Below are 16,085 nucleotides of genomic sequence, written 5' to 3'. Positions count from 1 at the left end.
AGCAGATGTCAGGTGTTCTGGTTCATGCTCGGAGCAGCGGCACGCCAACGACGTGCGCGATGAGCAGGAGGCATGGATGACGACACGACTCGACGGGACCGTGGCTCTGGTCGCCGGCGCGACACGCGGAGCCGGACGGGGGATCGCCGTGGAGCTCGGCGCCGCCGGGGCGACGGTGTATGTGACCGGTCGCACTACTCGGCAACGCCGTTCGGAGTACGACCGGCCCGAAACGATCGAAGAGACCGCCGAACTGGTCACCGCCGCCGGTGGGACAGGGATCGCCGTCCCCACCGACCACCTGGTGGCTGCCGAGGTGCAGGCGCTGGTCGAGCGCATCGACGCCGAGCAGGGACAGCTGAATGTGCTCGTCAACGACATCTGGGGCGGAGAGAACCTGTTCGCGTGGGACGCGCCGCTGTGGGAGCACGATCTCGACAACGGGCTGCGCCTGCTTCGCCTGGGGGTGGAGACACATGCGATCACCAGTCACTATGCGATGCCGCTGCTGCTGCGGAAGCCGGGCGGATTGGTCGTGGAGATGACCGACGGAACGGCGGACTACAACCGCGACAACTACCGGGTGTCGTTCTTCTACGACCTGGTCAAAGCATCGGTGCTGCGGATGGCGTTCGGGCTGGGGCACGAGCTCGGGCCGCGGGGCGCGACGGCGCTTGCCTTGACGCCCGGGTGGCTGCGCTCGGAGATGATGCTGGAGCATTACGGCGTCGAGGAGTCGAACTGGCGCGACGCGCTGACCACGGAGCCGCACTTCGGTATCTCCGAGACGCCGCGCTTCGTCGGGCGGGCCGTGGTCGCCTTGGCCGCCGATCCGGACGTGGCGCGCTGGAACGGTGCCTCGGTGTCCAGTGGCGGGCTGGCGCAGGAGTACGGATTCACCGACGTGGACGGTAGCCGCCCCGATGCCTGGCGCTACATCGTGGAGGTGCAGGACGTCGGCGGTCCGGCCGATACGACCGGCTATCGGTGAGGTCGTTCGGATGTCGACAGCGGGTCAGGCGAGTTCGGCGTGCCACGGCTCGTCGGGATGGGACGGGCGGGCGCCCTCGCGGGTGAGACGTTCGAGACGCTCCTGGTAGTCGTCGGGTTCTGCCCGGCGGTGGCTGCCTTTGTTGACGTCGTTGATGGTGAGACCGCGGGCGGCGAGCCACGCGCGAGCCGAATCGCTGAGCAGTTCTTCGCTGCGACCGACGCCGTAGAGCATGTAGGGGGTCCAGCGTCGCTGGCTCCAGTCTTCAGCGGGCACGGGGTAGGGGTCCTCAGGGGGTGGTTCGGGCCCGAAGAGGTCGTAGTAGAGGTTGCGCAACCACTCGTCGTTGACCCATTGGGGCTCGTTCCCGGGTAGGGATCGGTCGGAGGAGTCGCGGATGTGGGCGGCGAGTTCGTCGCGGAAGGCGCGGAAGCCATCGGTGTCTTCCGCGAGCCATTCCGGGGCCATCTCGCAGCCTTCGATGTAGGTCTCGGGTTCGTCGCCGCCGGCGAACCAGTTCCCGACCCACAGCCGGTAGATCTCGGTCATCGGCGTCACGAATCTGTACTCCTTAGTCGCGTGAACCGCTCATCTGGCGTTGGTACGGGATAGCACGTGGTCATGATCCAATGATCACCGGACTTGCGAAAGCTCATGGCGGCGCCCGGGTCGAGTCCGTCAGCGATGGGATCGGTGGGCACGATCGGCATCGGATCAGCGCCGGAGCCCATCGCGAAATCGCGGGCCTGGGCCCAATCTCGGGCCATGTCTTCAGTCTGGGTTCCGGCACCCCGGTACGCGGCGGTATCGCCGGGCTCCAGACCGCACTCGTGCGCGGGCACGAAGATCCGCGCGGTTCGACCGACCGCCTTGCTGGTGAGATAGGTCTCGAGGCCGGCCACGGTGTTCCCGGTAGCGGCCAGCAGCGCCCGCAGAGGTTTGGCCATGGCCTCCATGGTGGTGAACTTGCCAGCCAATGGGCCGACGACGTGGTTGGTGCTGACGGTGCCGTCGTCGTTCAGAGCCCAGCGATTGGCACTGTTCGTTCGCCCGGCGGGGTCTTTGCGCCAGGTGAGCCGAGCCTTGAGGGCGTCGTCGGTGACGTCGGGGCCGTGGGTTTGAAGAGCGTGACTTCTGGAATGAGTCTGCATCCTGGTGATCATCTCGTGCAGCTCTGATGGGAACTGGGCGGCGAACGCGGCGACTTGACCAGCTGGGGCGCTCGGCCCGTTGGACGCGGCGGATCGGGCACTGGCGGTGGTGATGACATCGCTGTCGGTGTGGTCGGTGAGGACGTGTTCGACGTAGCGGCGGGACTCGATGGTCGGAAACGTCGCGACGATGCCGGACAGGCCGGAGCCGGGCGAAGGGAGGGTGAATGGCGCGGAGGCGAGATCCGGCTGCCCGGTGAGCAGACCGAGCAGCGTTCGAGCTTCGGTGCTGTAACTTTCCCCGGCCTGACGAAGCTCGGTTTCAGCTCGCGCGGTCCCGGCGGTCATGATGTCGGTGACCTCGGTAGTCAGGGCGTCACCGCCGGGGACTGCGCCCAGCATGCGGGCCAGGGTGTCAGCTTCGCGCCGAGCCTGGGCTACTGCGTCGGCGCAGTGGCGGTCGTAGTCGCTCCAGGCGGTGAGCAGGTGGTGTACGGCGTAGCGGATGTTCCCTTGGGTCTCCGCCATGACGCCGCCACCTCCTCATGATCACGACGTCAGTGAAGGTCACCCAGCGCCACGTTCTGTGACGGGCGGATCACGAAGCGTCGAGCAGTCGGCGGGACTGCTCTCTTGCCGCCCGGGCGATCGCCTCGACGTCACTGGTGAGCAGGACGTCGTCCTCCACCACCACCCGGCCGTTGCAGACGAGCATCGACAAGGCAGGCGGCGCCCCCAGGGCCAGGGCGGCGACCGGGTCGCCGATGGACGAGTGCTCTACGCCGTCGACCCGCCAGACGGCGAAGTCGGCCAGCTTGCCCGGCTCGATCGAGCCGATCTCCTCGGCACGGCCCAGCACGCTCGCCCCGCCCATGGTCGCCAGTCGCAGGGCTTGCCGTGAGGTCAGCGCCGACGGCCCGCGGCGCGCTCGCGCGAACAGCAGAGCGGCCCGCACCTCGGGGGCCAGACGGCCGCTTTCGTTGGAGGCGGCGCCGTCGACACCGAGCCCGACGGGGACGCCCGCGGTGAGCATCTCGGGCAGCGGCGCGATACCGACACCGAGCCGGGCGTTGGAGGACGGGCAGTGCGCGACGCCGGTGCCGGTCGCGGCGAAGCGCTCGATGTCGGCGTCGTTCATGTGCACGCAGTGCGCCATCCACACGTCGGCACCGAGCCAGCCGAGTCCGTCGAGATAGTCCGTGGGCCGCATCCCGAAGTGCTCCAGGCAGTACTGCTCCTCCTCGGCCGTCTCCGAGCCGTGGGTGTGCAGCCGCACACGGTGCGAGCGGGCCAACGCCGCGCTCTCACGCAGCAGGTCGCTGGTGACCGAGAACGGTGAGCAGGGCGCGACGGCGACCCTGGTCATCGCCTCCGGTGCCGGGTCGTGATGATCCTCGATCGCCTGGGCGGTCGCGGCGAGGATCCCGTCGATGCTCTCCACCGCGTAATCCGGCGGCAAGCCACCCGCTGATTCGCCCAGGTCCATCGAGCCGCGGGCGGCGTGCAGGCGCACGCCGAGTTCGCTCGCCGCGCGGACGGTAGCGGCGAACACGTCACCTCCATCGCGGGGAAAGACGTAATGGTGGTCCGCCGTCGTCGTACAACCGGACAGCAGCAACGCCGCGATCGAGCCGCGCGCGGCAGCATGAACGGAGTCTTCGTCGATGCGCGACCACGTCGGGTAGAGCGCCACCAGCCAGTCGAACAGGATCGCGTCGGGCGCCAGGCCGCGGGTCAACCACTGGTAGAAGTGGTGGTGCGTGTTGACCAGGCCGGGGGTCAGCACGTGCCCCGTGCCGTCGACCCACCGCGTCGATGCGTCGCCGGTCACCGTCGCCGGGCCTGGCCCGACCGCCACGATCCGACGGCCCTCGACCACCACGTGGCCGGAGTCGATCTCGGTGTCGTGGGCGTCGACGGTGGCGATCGCGGCGTTTTCGACGACGATCCGATCCGGCACGCCAGCTACTGTGCCAGGTATGGCGGATCATCTCGACGCCCGTGAACCGGTGGCGTTCAACGCCATGCCCGATAATGCCGCCGCCGAAGCGTTGTCTGCGTGCTGCGCGTCGACCGCCTGGGTCCGCGCCGTGCTCGCTGGTCGGCCTTACGCTTCGGGGGCACACCTGATGCAGGCCGCGAACGACGCGCTCGCCGCGATGAGCGAGGACGACGTCGACGAGGCGCTGGCGGCGCATCCACGCATCGGGGCAGCACCAGACGAGAGCGCCGCCGCGACGACGGCGTCGCACCATGAGCAGGCCGGCGTGCAGGACGCCGCGGCTGCGATCCGTGAGGCGCTGGCCGCGGGCAACCGCGAATACGAGCGGCGCTTCGGGCGCGTTTACCTGGTCCGGGCGACGGGTCGCAGCGCCGACGAGCTGCTGACGATCCTGCACCGACGACTGGACAACGATCCGGCGACGGAACGCGCGGTCGTGCGGGCCGAACTCGGTGAGATCAACCGGATCCGGCTGCAGAAACTGCTGGTCGGCACGTGACAAGCGGGCGACGAAAGGGGAGCGATAGCCGTGAGCACGGTGACCACCCACGTCCTGGACACCTCGCGCGGTAGGCCGGCCGCCGGCGTAACGGTCCGCCTCGACCGGGTCGTCGACGCCACGGCGCAGCCGCTGGCTCAGGCGACGACCGACGGCGACGGCCGGATCGCTGAAATCGGCCCCGAGAACGCACCAGCCGGCCACTACCGGCTGGTGTTCGGCTCCGGAGACTACTTCGCCACGCATGGACAGCAGACGTTCTATCCGTACGTGACGGTGGATTTCGACATCGCGGATCCGCACCAGCACTACCACGTGCCGCTGCTGCTGAGCCCGTACGGCTTCACCACCTACCGGGGGAGTTAGTCCGATGGCGATCGTTTTGGGGCCGAATCACTACGGCAAGGCCGAGATCCACCTGGTGCGCGTGTACCGCGACACCGCGCGCCATGAGATCCGCGACGTGCTGGTGTCGACGTCGTTGCGAGGCGATTTCGACGCCGCCCATGTCCGCGGCGACCAAGCGGACGTACTGCCGACGGATTCGCAGAAGAACGCGGTGTTCGCCTACGCCAAGGAGCACGGGGTCGGCGAGATCGAGGATTTCGCGCTCGCGCTGGGCCGGTACTTCACCGGGATCGAGTCGGTGACTGCCGCCCGCATCGAGGTCGACGAGGGCGGCTGGCAACGCATCGGCGACCACGATCACGCCTTCGTCCGAAGCGGCCGGGAGAGCCGGACCACGACGGTGACGGTGCAGGCAGGCGGGGCGCACGTCGTGTCCGGGGTGAAAGAGCTGACGGTGATGAAATCGTCGGGCTCACAGTTCCGCGGCTTCCGACGTGATCGGTACACGACGCTCGAGGAAGCCGACGACCGCATCCTGGCGACGGCCCTGACCGCCCGGTGGCGCCACCTCGACGGCGACACGGCGCCCGGCCTCGTCGACTGGAGCGCCCGCCACGCCGCGATCCGCTCGATGCTGCTCGACGCGTTCGCGGCCACCCACAGCCGCGCGTTGCAACACACGCTGTGGTCGATGGGCCGGGCGGTGCTGGACGCCCAGCCGGATCTGGCCGAGATCCGCCTGACAGCGCCGAACCTGCACCACTTCGTCGTCGATCTCGAACCGTTCGGCCTGGACAATCCCGGTGAGGTGTTCCACGCCGCCGACCGCCCGTACGGCCTGATCGACGCGACCGTTCAACGTGATGACGCGCCGCCTGGCCCGTCGTGGAGCGCCTGAGACCGTCGACGCCGTTTCACGAACTCGCGACCGCAGCGCTGTCGGACGAGCCGGCCGGCGGAGTGACTCGTCGCGGCCTGATGAGCATGCCGCAGACCAGTGCACCGGAGAGCAGGATGGCGCTGGTGGCCCAGTACGCGACGGTGTTGCCGTGGATGAGGGACTGCACCGCGGAGTCGGTGGTCTCCGGATCTGCGGCTCGATGCGCCGCGGTCGCGCTGACGGCGATGGTGTTCAGCAGTGCGGTGCCGAACGCGGCGCCGAGTTGCTGTGCGGCGTTGACCATGGCAGAGGCGGCTCCGGAGTCGTCGGGCCGGACGCCGAGGGTGGCGAGGTTCATCGCGGGACCGAAGATCAGCCCGAATCCGGTGCCGGCGACGACGAGTCCGGGCAGGATCGCCGAGGCGTAGGCCGAGCCCGAGTCGATGAAGGTGAACGACGCGGCGCCGGAGGCCGCGACGACGAGACCAGCGACCGCGAGCGTCCGGGCTCCCCAACGTGGCAACAGCGCACTGCCCGCGAGAATCGCCCCGACCACCAGCATGACGACCAACGGCAGGAAGGCCAGCCCCGTGGCCAGCGGCGTGAAGCCGAGAACGAGTTGCAGGTGGTAGGTGAGGAACAGGAAGACGCCGAACATGCCGATACCGGCGACGGCGACCATGAGATACGCGCCGCCGCGGTTGCGATCCAGCACGACGCGCATCGGCAGGATGGGCCGCGCGGCCCTGTTCTCGATGCCGACGAACAGCGCCAGCAGAACCAGTCCACCGGCGACGACCCCGACGGTGAGGGGGTTGGTCCAGGAGCGGACTCGGCGACGGTGAGACCGTAGACGATGGCGAGAACGCCGAGCGTCGACGTGACGGCGCCGAGCACGTCGGGACGTCCGGCAGCGCGACGCGGCGCGTCGTCGGCCGGCAGGAGCCTGATCGCCAGCGCCGCGATCATGACACCGATGACGACGTTGATGAGCAGGCACCAGCGCCAGTCGAGGTACTCGGTGAGGTAGCCGCCCGCGATCAGCCCGATGGCGCTGCCGCTGCTGGACACGGCACCGAAGATGCCGAAGGCCTTTCCGCGCGCGGGGGTGTCCGCGAACGATGTCGCGAGCAGCGACAGCGTCGCTGGCGCCATGAGCGCGCCGGAAATGCCTTGGAGCGCCCGTGCGACGACGAGCATGGGGAAGCCGGTGGCGAAGCCGCCGACGAGTGAGGCGCCGACGAACCCGCTCAGGGAGATCAGCAGCAGCCGTTTGCGCCCGAAGGTGTCCGCCAGCCGGCCGCCGACCAGCAGGAGACTGCCGAACGTGAGCGCGTAGGCGGTGATGATCCAGGGGCGGTCGGCATCGGTGATTTTCTGGACTAACGGCGCCACGGGTGGTGGCGCGTCGAGGACCCGGGGCGGTGACTTATCCTGCGCAGGTGTGCATCGGATTGGACGACTGAGATCGTGCCGTCGTCGCGGATCCCGGTGGCCCTTCATTGGAGTGGGGGCAAGGACTCGGCCCACGCCTTGGGGCGTCTGCTGGCTGATGCCCGGTACGAGGTCCGCTGCCTGGTCACCACCATTGATGCCACTCGTGAGGAGTCGTCGGTGCACGGGCTCCCTACGCATCTGTTGCGCGCCCAAGCCGACGCCGCTGGCTTGCCGCTCCTCACCGTGGCGCTGTCTGGGCCGGGGTTGGACGACTACGTCGAGGTCATGAACACGGCGACGCGGGAACTGCACCGGGACGGGATCCGTGCTTTCGCGTTCGGGGATTTAGAGCACTCTGGGGCGCTGGCGTATCGGGAGGATCAGTTCACACCGCACGGCGTGGAGATGGTCGAGCCCCTGTGGGGCATGACATCAGATCAGTGCATGGCCGAATACCTCGGCTCGGGGATCCAGTCGATCACGGTGGTCGTGGACGCGAGCCTCCTCGGCCGCGACCACCTTGGTGTCCCGGTGGACGAAGCCTTCATCGACGCGCTGCCCGCGAACTGCGACCCCTGCGGAGAGACCGGCGAGTATCACACTTTCGTGTGGAACGCGCCGTACTTCCGCAGCCCAGTGGGGTTCACCACCGGACGAACTGAGTACCTGGAGCACCGGATCGGAACCCAGGACGGAGTCAAGGAGTTCACCTACTGGCGAATGCACCTCCACCGAGAAACCCACCCTTCGTAGCCCAGCGGCCTCCAGCCGAACGCACCTCTTCTGGACTACGAGTTGATGGCGGGTGAACGCGTCGGCGTTGATACGGCCTGATCCTGGTCGGTTCCGCGCCGATCAGTGCGACTCTGGACCGAACAGTGGCTCTGCGTCGCCGCCAAGCAGGAACGCGAACCGGGCGAGGTCTGCTCGCAAGGAGTCGACGTCGTAGCCGTCGGTGCCGACGAAGTTGAGCAGGGAGCGTTGCAGTGCCGCGTGGTCACGGGCCAACCAGCCGACGATGAGGTCGAGCATCTCGACCAGCTCGGCCGCGTCCGTCGCGTTCAACGACACCTCGGGCATCGTGGTCCTCCTGGGCAGTGAGTTGTGGTCAGACCCCTGGTCGGTTGCTCGGGGGCATGGCTGGGTGTCCTAGCAGGACGCTGCCGTCGCGGGGCGGGGCCGTGGCCAGGATCTTGTCGCGGGCGGCCTGCAGGCTGATGGTGAGTTGCTCGACCTCGCCTGCCCAGCCGCGTTCTTCGGCTTCGGCGATGCGTTCCTTGAGACTGGCTGCGATCGCCTCTAGCCGGTCGAGCTGCGCGGGGTCGACGCGGAGGACTGGGCAGCGGATGCAGGCGTGCTCGTGTTCGCAGGTCGAGCCGTAGGGGCGGGCGCAGGAGCCGAGTTCGACGCTGCGGAGGGTGAAATGCTCCTCGAACTCGTCCCACTCCTCATGGGTGGGTTCGCGGTACTCCTCGGGTGGCCGGGTCGAGCGGCGTCGGTCGACGAAGGCGCGGTATGTGCGGATCAGGTCGTCTTGGAAGACGGCCGTGTAGGGCTGGGTGCTGTTGAGGTGACGGTGGCCGAGGATCTTCGAGGCGATGTGCAACGGCAGCCCGTCTTGGACGGCGGTGGTGGTGAAGACTCGACGGAAGTCGTGTGGTGTGAGGTGCAGAGGGTTCCCGGCGCGGTCGGTCAACCCCATTCGTCGGGACACGTCGCGGAGTACGTCGCGCACCGTGGTGGGGCTCATGACTGCCGGGCCGGTGCCGAACTCGCGTTGGAAGAGGTGCGGCAGCAGCGGGCCGGTGGTGGCCTCGTAGTTGTCGTAGCGGGCCACGAGCGGGACCGATCCGTTGTAGCGGTTCCGGAGTCGGCTGATGACCGAGGCCAGCACGCTGGCCAGTTCGGGAGTGACCAGGAGCAGCCGCTCCTCGTTCGTCTTCGACGGCACGATCTGCAGCAGCGGGACGAGCTCGCCGGTGGTGGAGAGCCGGTGGGAGACCAACGCCAGATGGGTGAGCTCGAGGAGTTCCTCGATCCGTAGGCCCGTGTGCCGGAGGGTCTCGATGACCGCCCAGGTCCAGAACGCGTCTTCCTCGACTCTGCCGACGCTGAGGTGCTTGTCGGTTTCGAGGCAGACCACGTCGCAGGCCAGCTCGGGAGGCATGCCCCGGCCGGCGCGGACCCGGGTGGCGGTCCGTCGGTAGGTGAGCCCGGCGAAGGAGAACGTGTCTCCGATCGCGGTCTGCTTGGCCAGCGCGAGCATCTGGTCCGCGTCGCGTCGCTCCTGCTCCAGTCGCGCCAGCATCTGCGGAACCAACGGCACCCGCTCGCGGATGCGCTGATGGATCCGGGCCTGGTTCAACAGCTTGCGTTTGGCGTTTCCTGCCACGTCCGTGCGGGTGATGGGTGAGGCGACCACCCAGGGGGCGAGCGAGTCGTCGTGCAGGGCCCAGTCCCGGATGTCCAGGTAGAAGGAGCGCACCGTCATCACGACGTCGCCGTAGTCGGCGCGTGGACGGGTGGACCCGTCGGAGGCGACGATAACGGCCAGGCGCTCCTTCCACGCCGTCACCATCTCCTTGGGCAGCGCGATCGAGTCGGTGCCCGCGAGTTCGGGGTGGTGGCGCTCGAGGTCGGTCCAGAAGTTGCCGACCAGCATCCGTGCCAGGGACTTCAGCGTCGTGTAGTCCACACGCGTCTTGCGCTCCTCCAGGTAGCGGATCAGCAGGTCGCGCACCGGCCCGTGAGCGATGCCGTATCGGTCGACGAGGTAGGCGATGCTGCGTTGCCCGGGCCGCAGCGCGGCGCGTAGCGAGGACCCCTTCGGCAGGATGCCGACGTTGGCCAGGAGCATCCACGTTGCGCCCAAGCCCGGAGCGGGGCTGTCGTGAAGGGCCTGGTAGTGCGCCCGGAGGGCGAAGATGTCCTCGGCCGTCAGGTCGGGCAGGTCCTTGCCGGTGTGGAGCATCATCTTGCCGAGGACTGCCCACGCGTCGCGCAGCCGGCGGCCGCTCATGTTGGTCTGGTCGGCGTAGGCGTTCATCTGGGCCACCAGGGCCGTGTTCTGCTGCTCGATGATCTGGCGGTAGGCCTTGGTCTTCCATCTGGAGAAGAACTGCCAGCCCGGCAAGATCACCCGCGAGACGACGAGCGTGCGCAGGCCTTCGACGGCGATCTGGTGCACCGTGGTCGTTGCCCGGCGATCGTTCCCGTGTCGTGCTGTTATCCAGCTGGTCCAGTCGGCGTCAGCGTTGGCGGCCACCCACCGGTCGCGCCATCCGTCGCCGGGGAAGGTGAGCAGCCAGTCCAGCACCCACGAGGTGCCCTCGAGGTAGCGGTCGCGCCAGTACTGGCTTTCGGGCCAGTCCGGCAGCTTCTGGACCACCACCAGCACCTCGTCCTTCGGCATGGTGTCGTACGGCCCGGCGAACATCTGGCCGACCAGTTCCGGATGCTGGAGATAGCGGGGCCCGCACAGCAGCAATTGCTCGCGTGTCAGCACGCTCTTCATCACAGCGTCCCGTCGCCGAACAGCACCGCCAGGTCGCTGGGCCGGTAGCCGTGATCGACCGGGACTGGCTCTGGTCTTGGCTCAGCGAGCCGGGCCAGGTGCGCCGCGACCCGCTCGATGGTGTGCCGCTCGTCCTCGACGAGATAGATCTCCGCGGTCGTTTCCAGATGGGCGTGGCCCAAGATCGTCTGCACGTCGCGCAGTGAAACCTCGTCGTCGCCGGCCATCCGCAACGCGCAGGTGTGTCGCAGATCGTGCATCGACCAGTTCGTCCCCAGCTTCTGGTTCGCCCGTCGCAGTACTGCCCGCAACGCCTCATACGTCAGTGGGATCCGGGTCATGGCGCCATCGGTGCCGCGTCGCTTGCGCAGCGTGACCCACAGCGGATCGGCCGGACCGACGCCGCCGACCTCGGCGAGGTAGAGGCGCAGCCACACGAATGCCTCGTTGCTTCCCGGCAGCCACTGCTCGGCCCGGGTGCCCTTGCGGATCACCCGGACCCGCTGGTTGCCCCAGTCCACATCGCTGCCACGCAGGCCGAGGACCTCTGCAGCGCGGGCCCCGTTGCTCACCGTCAGCGCGAGCAGTGCCCGGTCGCGGTTCGATCCCAGTGTGTCGAACAGCGACCCCCAGGCGTCATCGTCGAGCGCCCGCGGCCGGCGGCGCGGCACCTTCGGGTTGTACCGGACCCGCCCTTCGGGCCGGAATCGCTCCATCGGATTGTGATGTGCGTTGGGGCGGCCCTGCCCGCGGTGGTCGCGCACGACCGGGTTCACCACCGGCCCCAGCCCCTGGTCACCGAAGAACTCATAGAACGCCGAGATCACCGCGTTGTTGTGCCGGATCGTGCGCGCCGCGTAGTGGTCATCCAGGTATCGCTTGCCCGTCACCTGATTCACGGTCCCGGCGGTTGTCGCCGATCCCGTGCGCGGCGAACGACGCGGCTTGGGGTGCAACTGCAGCCACAACGTCAGATCGCGAACCTCTGCCGGCGTCGCCCGATCCCAATCGACGCCGACCGCCTCAAGCCAACGCCACCAGCGCAGCAGCGCGTAGGCGTAGGAGCGCACACTTCCCCGGCTGTTGCCGCGCGCCGCGAAGTCCCGGAGGAACTCCGCAACTGGCCTGATGGCGTGGCCTGTGTCGTCGTAGACGAGCCACGCCACGCCCGAAGCGCCGGGTCGGACGGAACCACGCCGGTCAACGCGCAGCTCTTCAAGATCACGAGCCAAGGCCAGGTACCTCCCACAGACGTCTGATGCGCCAAGAGGTCTATCAGCCCGGCGATCGCCAGTAGTCCGGTCAACATGGCAGCCGAGGTCGGTCTGCGTGGTCGGCAGCGCCACGTTCATGACCGTGGAATCGAGAACGAGCAGGAGTTGAGTGGCGGACAGCGCCGCGAGAATCCACCAGCGAAGACGGTCTCTGCTACCGGCGGGCATGGCTGCTGATTCAGGCCTGGGGATCACGTCGTAGCGCTGCCGACGGTGGGCGAGTGGGCCCACGTCATCTGGCTGTGTGTTCCTGGGCTCCAGCTTCGGCGAGCTGTTGACAGCCCGCCAACGAAGTTTGCGATATCCGCAAATAGCTGGGAGCCTCGATGGATGGCCATGGACTTCGACGACGTCCTCGGCACGGTGGGTGCCCGGTTGAGGGCGCACCGCCGTCGGCACGGACTGACCCTCGCCGCGGTCGCCGAGCTCACCGACATCCCAGTCAGTACGTTGTCCCGGCTCGAGTCGGGCAAGCGCAGTCCGGGGCTGGAGCTCCTGTTACCGCTCGCTCGCGCCTACAACGTGCCGCTCGACGATCTGGTCGGTGCGCCCCCGAGCGGCGACCCGCGGGTCCATCTGCGACCGTTCACGTACAACGGCATGACCGTGATCCCGTTGACGCGCAATCCCGGCGGGCTGCAGGTCTACAAGCAGATCCTGCCATCCGGGCTGACCGACGGGACGACACCGGAATTGAAGTCGCACGAGGGCTATCACTGGCTTTATCTGCTGCGCGGGCGCCTGCGGATGATCCTCGGCGACGACGACTTCGTCCTGTCCACCGGCGAGGTCGCCGAGTTCGACACGCACCTCCCGCATTGGTACGGCAACGCCGACGAGCATCCTGTGGAGTTCCTCAGCATCCTCGGCCCGCAAGGCCAACGGTTCCATCTCCGGGCAGCACCTCGATGAGCCCGCCGGGCTACGGGCGACGCGTTGACGTCACGACGCCTTCTGGGCGAACTCACGCACGCTCGACGTGTGCGCACCGAGGTGGCGCCAGGCCGGCGAGTGCGTGTAGATGACCTCGCCGAAGGCCGGCGCCTTCGGCTGGTCGACCCATCCGCGCATGACCTCGGACCCCACCGTCATCCAATCCACCGGGACTGCCCCGGCCTGGACCAGTCGCATCAGCGCCGCATCGTGTGTCTCCTTGGTGGACCCGGCCGACGCGTCCACCACGATGTACACCTCGTGACCCTGGTCCAGGGCGGTGAGGGCGGTGAAGGCGAGGCAGATCTCGGTCAGCACACCCGCCATGATCAGCTTCTTGCGGCCGGTGGCCTCGACAGCCGCACTGAACTCGGCGCTGTCGAACGCGTCGAACACGGGGTCGCGGTGGATGACCGGCGTGTCGCCGAGTACCTCGACCAGCTCGGGATACAGGGGACCCGCGGGCGAGTCCTCGTATGCCGAGGTCACCACCAGAGGGAGCTCGAAAACCTTGGCGGTCTTAGCGAGTGCGAGCGTCGCGTTGAGGTTGTCGGCGATCGGGTGCGACCCGATCAGGTTCGAGAAGCCGACCTCGTGGTCGATCAGGACGACTGCGCTGTTGTCGGCCGTGAGCGGCGTGTATGCCATGACACTTCCTTCGTGGGGGAGTCCCGAGCGTCGGAATTACTGACGCCTTGCAGGTGTGACGCGAGTTGTTCTGAACAGCGCCACACCTCGATCGTGCGCTGGCGTGGTCATCGTGTCTAACGAATCCTGGTGAATCGATGTATCTCCAACCGAGATGAGTGTGCGACCCTGAAGCCATGCAGCCGCATCAACTCGAGTACTTCCTGGCCGTCGCCGAGACCGGAACCTTCACCGCTGGCGCCCAGCGCTCCAGGGTGGTGCAGTCGGCGGTGTCGACAGCCATCCGGCAGCTCGAGCGCGAGCTCGGTGCCACGCTGTTCGTCCGCGGTCGCACCATCAGCCTCACGCCGGCCGGAGAGGCGCTGCTGCCTCAGGCCCGCGAAGTCATCACCGCCCTCGAAGCCGCGACCGCCGCCGTCGCCGCAACCCGTGGGCAGGTCACCGGGACGGTGAATCTCGGCATGATGTTCCGGTTCGGCGATTACGACATGGCCTACCGCCTGGCGGCGTTCCGGCACAAACACCCCGACGTCGTCGTGCGCGGCCGGTCGTCGACTCGAGGTTCGCAGGGGCAGATCGAAGCGCTGCGCCGAGGCGACCTCGACCTTGCGTTCGTGGCCACCACCACGGACGTCGTGCCTGGTCTCGTCTTGGATCACGTGGCGAGCGAGCGGCTGCGGCTGGCGTGCCATGCGTCGCATCCCCTGGCCGGCTCAGGGACCGTCTCCCTCGATCAGATCGCTGACGAGACCTTCATCGACTCCCCGATCGGCTGGGGCAACCGCTCGGTGGTCGATGCCGCGTTCGCGCGAGCCGGCCTGCAGCGCAACGTCCACCTGGAGACCAGCGACTTCTCGCTGACGCAGAGGTTGGTCCAGGAAGGGCTCGGCCTTGCGTTCCTCCAGGAGTCGGTGCTGGCGACCGATGCGCGCGTCGCTGTTCTGGACGTCGAGCCGGCGCTGGTCTGGACGGCACGGCTGGCTCGCCCGGCGAGCCGGCCGCTCTCGGCGGCGGCAGCTGCTCTGGCCACCGAATTGCTCGACGGTGTGGCAGGCGTCGATCACTGATCGCGATACTGTGGATCTCGAAGATTCGTTGGATTCGATGACGTGGTTCGCGCAGGCTCGACTGCGTGAACCCTCCTGCTGGCTCCCCACCGGCCACCTCCGTCGCGGCCACGACCTCCGCGCCACACGCCCGGGGGTTCTGGATCATCGGCTACACCTACGCCGCCACCATGGCGTTCGCTGGTGCTCCGGCGCCGCTGTTCGTGATCTACCAGGCTCGAGGTGGCTACGGCACCATCGGTATCACCGTCGCGTTCGCCGCGTTCGCAGTCGGCGTCGGCACGGCGTTGTTCCTGGCCGGTCATCTGTCGGACCGCTTCGGTCGCGTGCGCCTGCTCGGGCCAGCCGTGCTCCTCAACATTCTGACCGGCCTGGTCTTTCTCACGTCGACCGACCTGCTCTGGGTGATCGCCGCCCGGACGGTTTCCGGCTTCGGGGTCGGCATGCTCACGGCGACGGCGACGGCGTACATGACCGAACTGCACGCGGCCAGCCGGGCGCGAGGCGGCAGCCCAGCCGTCCAGGCGAGTGGCGGCCGTGCCGAGATGGCCGCCACGGCCGCCAACATCGGTGGCATCGGGGTGGGGATGCTCGTCTCGGGGGTCCTCGCCGATGTCGTGGCCGCACCTCTGTACACGCCGTACCTGATTCTGTTGTTCGCGATGATCGCCGGCTTGCTGCTGGTGTCGCTGGTTCCCGAGACCGTCGCTGTCGCGCACGGATCGTGGCGGTACCGGCCGCAACGGGTCGTCGTCCCCGACCGGTCCCGATCGGCCTATGCCGGAGCATTGACCGCCGGCTTCGTCGGCTTCGCGATGTTCGGCGTGTTCAGCGCGCTCTCGGGCTCGTTCCTGGCCGATCAACTCCACATCACGTCGCATGCCGTGACGGGGCTGATCGCGTTTTCGGCGTTCGGCGCGGCCGCGACCGCTCAGATCGCCACCGCGCGATGGTCGAACGGCGTGCAGCGCGCGGTCGGCGTCACGGCCTTGGCGACGGGCCTCGTCCTGCTCGTCCTCGCGATTCTCGTTGTGGCCTTCCCCGCCTTTCTCGCCGGTGGAATCGTCACGGGCGCGGGGACGGGGACGCTGTTCAAAGCGAGTGTGACGACCGTGGTCTCGGTCGCAGATGCGGCCAACAGAGCCGAGGCGCTCGCCGGGTTCTTCGTGGCCGCCTACGCCGGCATGTCGGTCCCGATCATTCTGCTCGGGATCCTGCTGCAGGCCGTCCCGGCCGCCGCCGCCGTTCTCACGTTCGGTGCGCTCATGCTCGCCCTGCTCGTCGGGGCCAGCGTGCTCGTGCGCTCGGGCACGTGAAGCCGGGCTCGCTGGGGTCCGGCTC

General features: G+C 68.2%; 16 protein-coding genes and 1 pseudogene. 8 read left to right on the top strand and 9 right to left on the bottom strand.

The window, feature by feature from the left end:
- Nucleotides 1–76 precede the first annotated feature (76 nt).
- Nucleotides 77–991, top strand: coding sequence for an SDR family oxidoreductase (locus M6444_RS01445; protein WP_298322170.1), 915 nt, complete (start codon nt 77–79; stop codon nt 989–991).
- A 24-nt stretch (nt 992–1,015) separates the two neighbouring features.
- Here M6444_RS01445 and M6444_RS01440 read toward each other — a convergent pair whose 3' ends face one another.
- The 3 genes from M6444_RS01440 to M6444_RS01430 all read right to left on the bottom strand — a co-directional run bounded on the left by M6444_RS01440 (nt 1,016) and on the right by M6444_RS01430 (nt 4,102).
- On the bottom strand, nt 1,016–1,549 hold the full coding sequence (locus M6444_RS01440) for a hypothetical protein (protein WP_298322168.1): 534 nt from the start codon (nt 1,547–1,549) through the stop codon (nt 1,016–1,018).
- Nucleotides 1,546–2,670: a hypothetical protein gene (locus M6444_RS01435; protein ID WP_298322167.1), complete on the bottom strand. Its 1,125-nt coding sequence runs from the start codon at nt 2,668–2,670 to the stop codon at nt 1,546–1,548. Before M6444_RS01435 ends, M6444_RS01440 begins: the two co-directional genes overlap by 4 nt.
- 70 nt (nt 2,671–2,740) lie before the next feature.
- Nucleotides 2,741–4,102, bottom strand: coding sequence for an 8-oxoguanine deaminase (locus M6444_RS01430; RefSeq protein ID WP_298322165.1), 1,362 nt, complete (start codon nt 4,100–4,102; stop codon nt 2,741–2,743).
- A gap of 19 nt (nt 4,103–4,121) precedes the next feature.
- Here M6444_RS01430 and uraD point away from each other — a divergent pair, with 19 nt between their 5' ends.
- From uraD to pucL, 3 genes are read left to right on the top strand one after another with little or no spacing between them, the layout of a single operon-like run.
- Nucleotides 4,122–4,643: a 2-oxo-4-hydroxy-4-carboxy-5-ureidoimidazoline decarboxylase gene (gene uraD / locus M6444_RS01425; RefSeq protein ID WP_298322163.1), complete on the top strand. Its 522-nt coding sequence runs from the start codon at nt 4,122–4,124 to the stop codon at nt 4,641–4,643.
- 30 nt (nt 4,644–4,673) lie between these two features.
- On the top strand, nt 4,674–5,009 hold the full coding sequence (gene uraH / locus M6444_RS01420; RefSeq protein ID WP_298322161.1) for a hydroxyisourate hydrolase: 336 nt from the start codon (nt 4,674–4,676) through the stop codon (nt 5,007–5,009).
- 4 nt (nt 5,010–5,013) lie between these two features.
- Entirely contained in the window at nt 5,014–5,889 is an 876-nt protein-coding gene (pucL, locus tag M6444_RS01415) for a factor-independent urate hydroxylase (RefSeq protein WP_298322159.1), read from the top strand.
- A gap of 16 nt (nt 5,890–5,905) precedes the next feature.
- Here pucL and M6444_RS01410 read toward each other — a convergent pair whose 3' ends face one another.
- Nucleotides 5,906–6,871 (bottom strand): MFS transporter, encoded by a 966-nt coding sequence (locus tag M6444_RS01410; protein ID WP_298322157.1) that lies wholly within the window; start codon nt 6,869–6,871, stop codon nt 5,906–5,908.
- A gap of 11 nt (nt 6,872–6,882) precedes the next feature.
- A pseudogene (locus M6444_RS22840) lies at nt 6,883–7,374 on the bottom strand (MFS transporter); the annotation flags it as partial.
- Here M6444_RS22840 and M6444_RS01400 point away from each other — a divergent pair.
- The gene (locus M6444_RS01400; RefSeq protein ID WP_298322153.1) at nt 7,363–8,061 is read left to right on the top strand and encodes a hypothetical protein; all 699 of its coding nucleotides are present in this window, start codon (nt 7,363–7,365) and stop codon (nt 8,059–8,061) included. The pseudogene M6444_RS22840 and the gene M6444_RS01400 overlap by 12 nt on opposite strands.
- A gap of 102 nt (nt 8,062–8,163) precedes the next feature.
- Here the strand turns inward: M6444_RS01400 and M6444_RS01395 are convergent, their stop codons facing one another.
- The 3 genes from M6444_RS01395 to M6444_RS01385 are packed head-to-tail and all read right to left on the bottom strand — an operon-like array spanning nt 8,164 to nt 12,054.
- Entirely contained in the window at nt 8,164–8,388 is a 225-nt protein-coding gene (locus tag M6444_RS01395) for a hypothetical protein (RefSeq protein ID WP_298322151.1), read from the bottom strand.
- A 28-nt stretch (nt 8,389–8,416) separates the two neighbouring features.
- Nucleotides 8,417–10,822 (bottom strand): site-specific integrase, encoded by a 2,406-nt coding sequence (locus M6444_RS01390; RefSeq protein WP_298322149.1) that lies wholly within the window; start codon nt 10,820–10,822, stop codon nt 8,417–8,419.
- Nucleotides 10,822–12,054, bottom strand: a complete 1,233-nt coding sequence (locus tag M6444_RS01385; RefSeq protein ID WP_298322147.1) for a site-specific integrase — start codon at nt 12,052–12,054, stop codon at nt 10,822–10,824. The genes M6444_RS01390 and M6444_RS01385 overlap by 1 nt, the downstream gene beginning before the upstream one ends.
- 372 nt (nt 12,055–12,426) lie before the next feature.
- On the opposite strand from M6444_RS01385, the gene M6444_RS01380 reads away from it, so the two are divergent.
- The gene (locus M6444_RS01380; protein ID WP_298322145.1) at nt 12,427–13,008 is read left to right on the top strand and encodes an XRE family transcriptional regulator; all 582 of its coding nucleotides are present in this window, start codon (nt 12,427–12,429) and stop codon (nt 13,006–13,008) included.
- Nucleotides 13,009–13,038: 30 nt separating this feature from the next.
- Here M6444_RS01380 and M6444_RS01375 read toward each other — a convergent pair whose 3' ends face one another.
- Nucleotides 13,039–13,677 (bottom strand): isochorismatase family protein, encoded by a 639-nt coding sequence (locus M6444_RS01375; protein WP_298322143.1) that lies wholly within the window; start codon nt 13,675–13,677, stop codon nt 13,039–13,041.
- Nucleotides 13,678–13,853: 176 nt separating this feature from the next.
- On the opposite strand from M6444_RS01375, the gene M6444_RS01370 reads away from it, so the two are divergent.
- Both M6444_RS01370 and M6444_RS01365 read left to right on the top strand, forming a co-directional pair.
- Complete coding sequence (locus tag M6444_RS01370) at nt 13,854–14,744, top strand: LysR family transcriptional regulator (protein ID WP_298322141.1); 891 nt, start codon at nt 13,854–13,856, stop codon at nt 14,742–14,744.
- A gap of 65 nt (nt 14,745–14,809) precedes the next feature.
- On the top strand, nt 14,810–16,060 hold the full coding sequence (locus M6444_RS01365) for an MFS transporter (RefSeq protein ID WP_298322139.1): 1,251 nt from the start codon (nt 14,810–14,812) through the stop codon (nt 16,058–16,060).
- Nucleotides 16,061–16,085: the final 25 nt, after the last annotated feature.

Origin of the sequence: Haloactinopolyspora sp. (assembly GCF_027324685.1) — a bacterium.
GTDB lineage: Bacteria > Actinomycetota > Actinomycetes > Jiangellales > Jiangellaceae > Haloactinopolyspora.
Note: the sequence above shows the minus strand (reverse complement) of the source record. Positions and strands in the feature narration are given on the sequence as shown.

What these genes read in the sequence shown, in the direction of transcription:
- M6444_RS01445 (WP_298322170.1), top strand. Translation starts at nt 77, where the DNA reads ATGACGACACGACTCGACGGGACCGTGGCTCTGGTCGCCGGCGCGACA.
- M6444_RS01435 (WP_298322167.1), bottom strand. Translation starts at nt 2,670, where the DNA reads ATGGCGGAGACCCAAGGGAACATCCGCTACGCCGTACACCACCTGCTC.
- uraD (WP_298322163.1), top strand. Translation starts at nt 4,122, where the DNA reads ATGGCGGATCATCTCGACGCCCGTGAACCGGTGGCGTTCAACGCCATG.
- pucL (WP_298322159.1), top strand. Translation starts at nt 5,014, where the DNA reads ATGGCGATCGTTTTGGGGCCGAATCACTACGGCAAGGCCGAGATCCAC.
- M6444_RS01395 (WP_298322151.1), bottom strand. Translation starts at nt 8,388, where the DNA reads ATGCCCGAGGTGTCGTTGAACGCGACGGACGCGGCCGAGCTGGTCGAG.
- M6444_RS01390 (WP_298322149.1), bottom strand. Translation starts at nt 10,822, where the DNA reads ATGAAGAGCGTGCTGACACGCGAGCAATTGCTGCTGTGCGGGCCCCGC.
- M6444_RS01380 (WP_298322145.1), top strand. Translation starts at nt 12,427, where the DNA reads ATGGCCATGGACTTCGACGACGTCCTCGGCACGGTGGGTGCCCGGTTG.
- M6444_RS01375 (WP_298322143.1), bottom strand. Translation starts at nt 13,677, where the DNA reads ATGGCATACACGCCGCTCACGGCCGACAACAGCGCAGTCGTCCTGATC.
- M6444_RS01370 (WP_298322141.1), top strand. Translation starts at nt 13,854, where the DNA reads ATGCAGCCGCATCAACTCGAGTACTTCCTGGCCGTCGCCGAGACCGGA.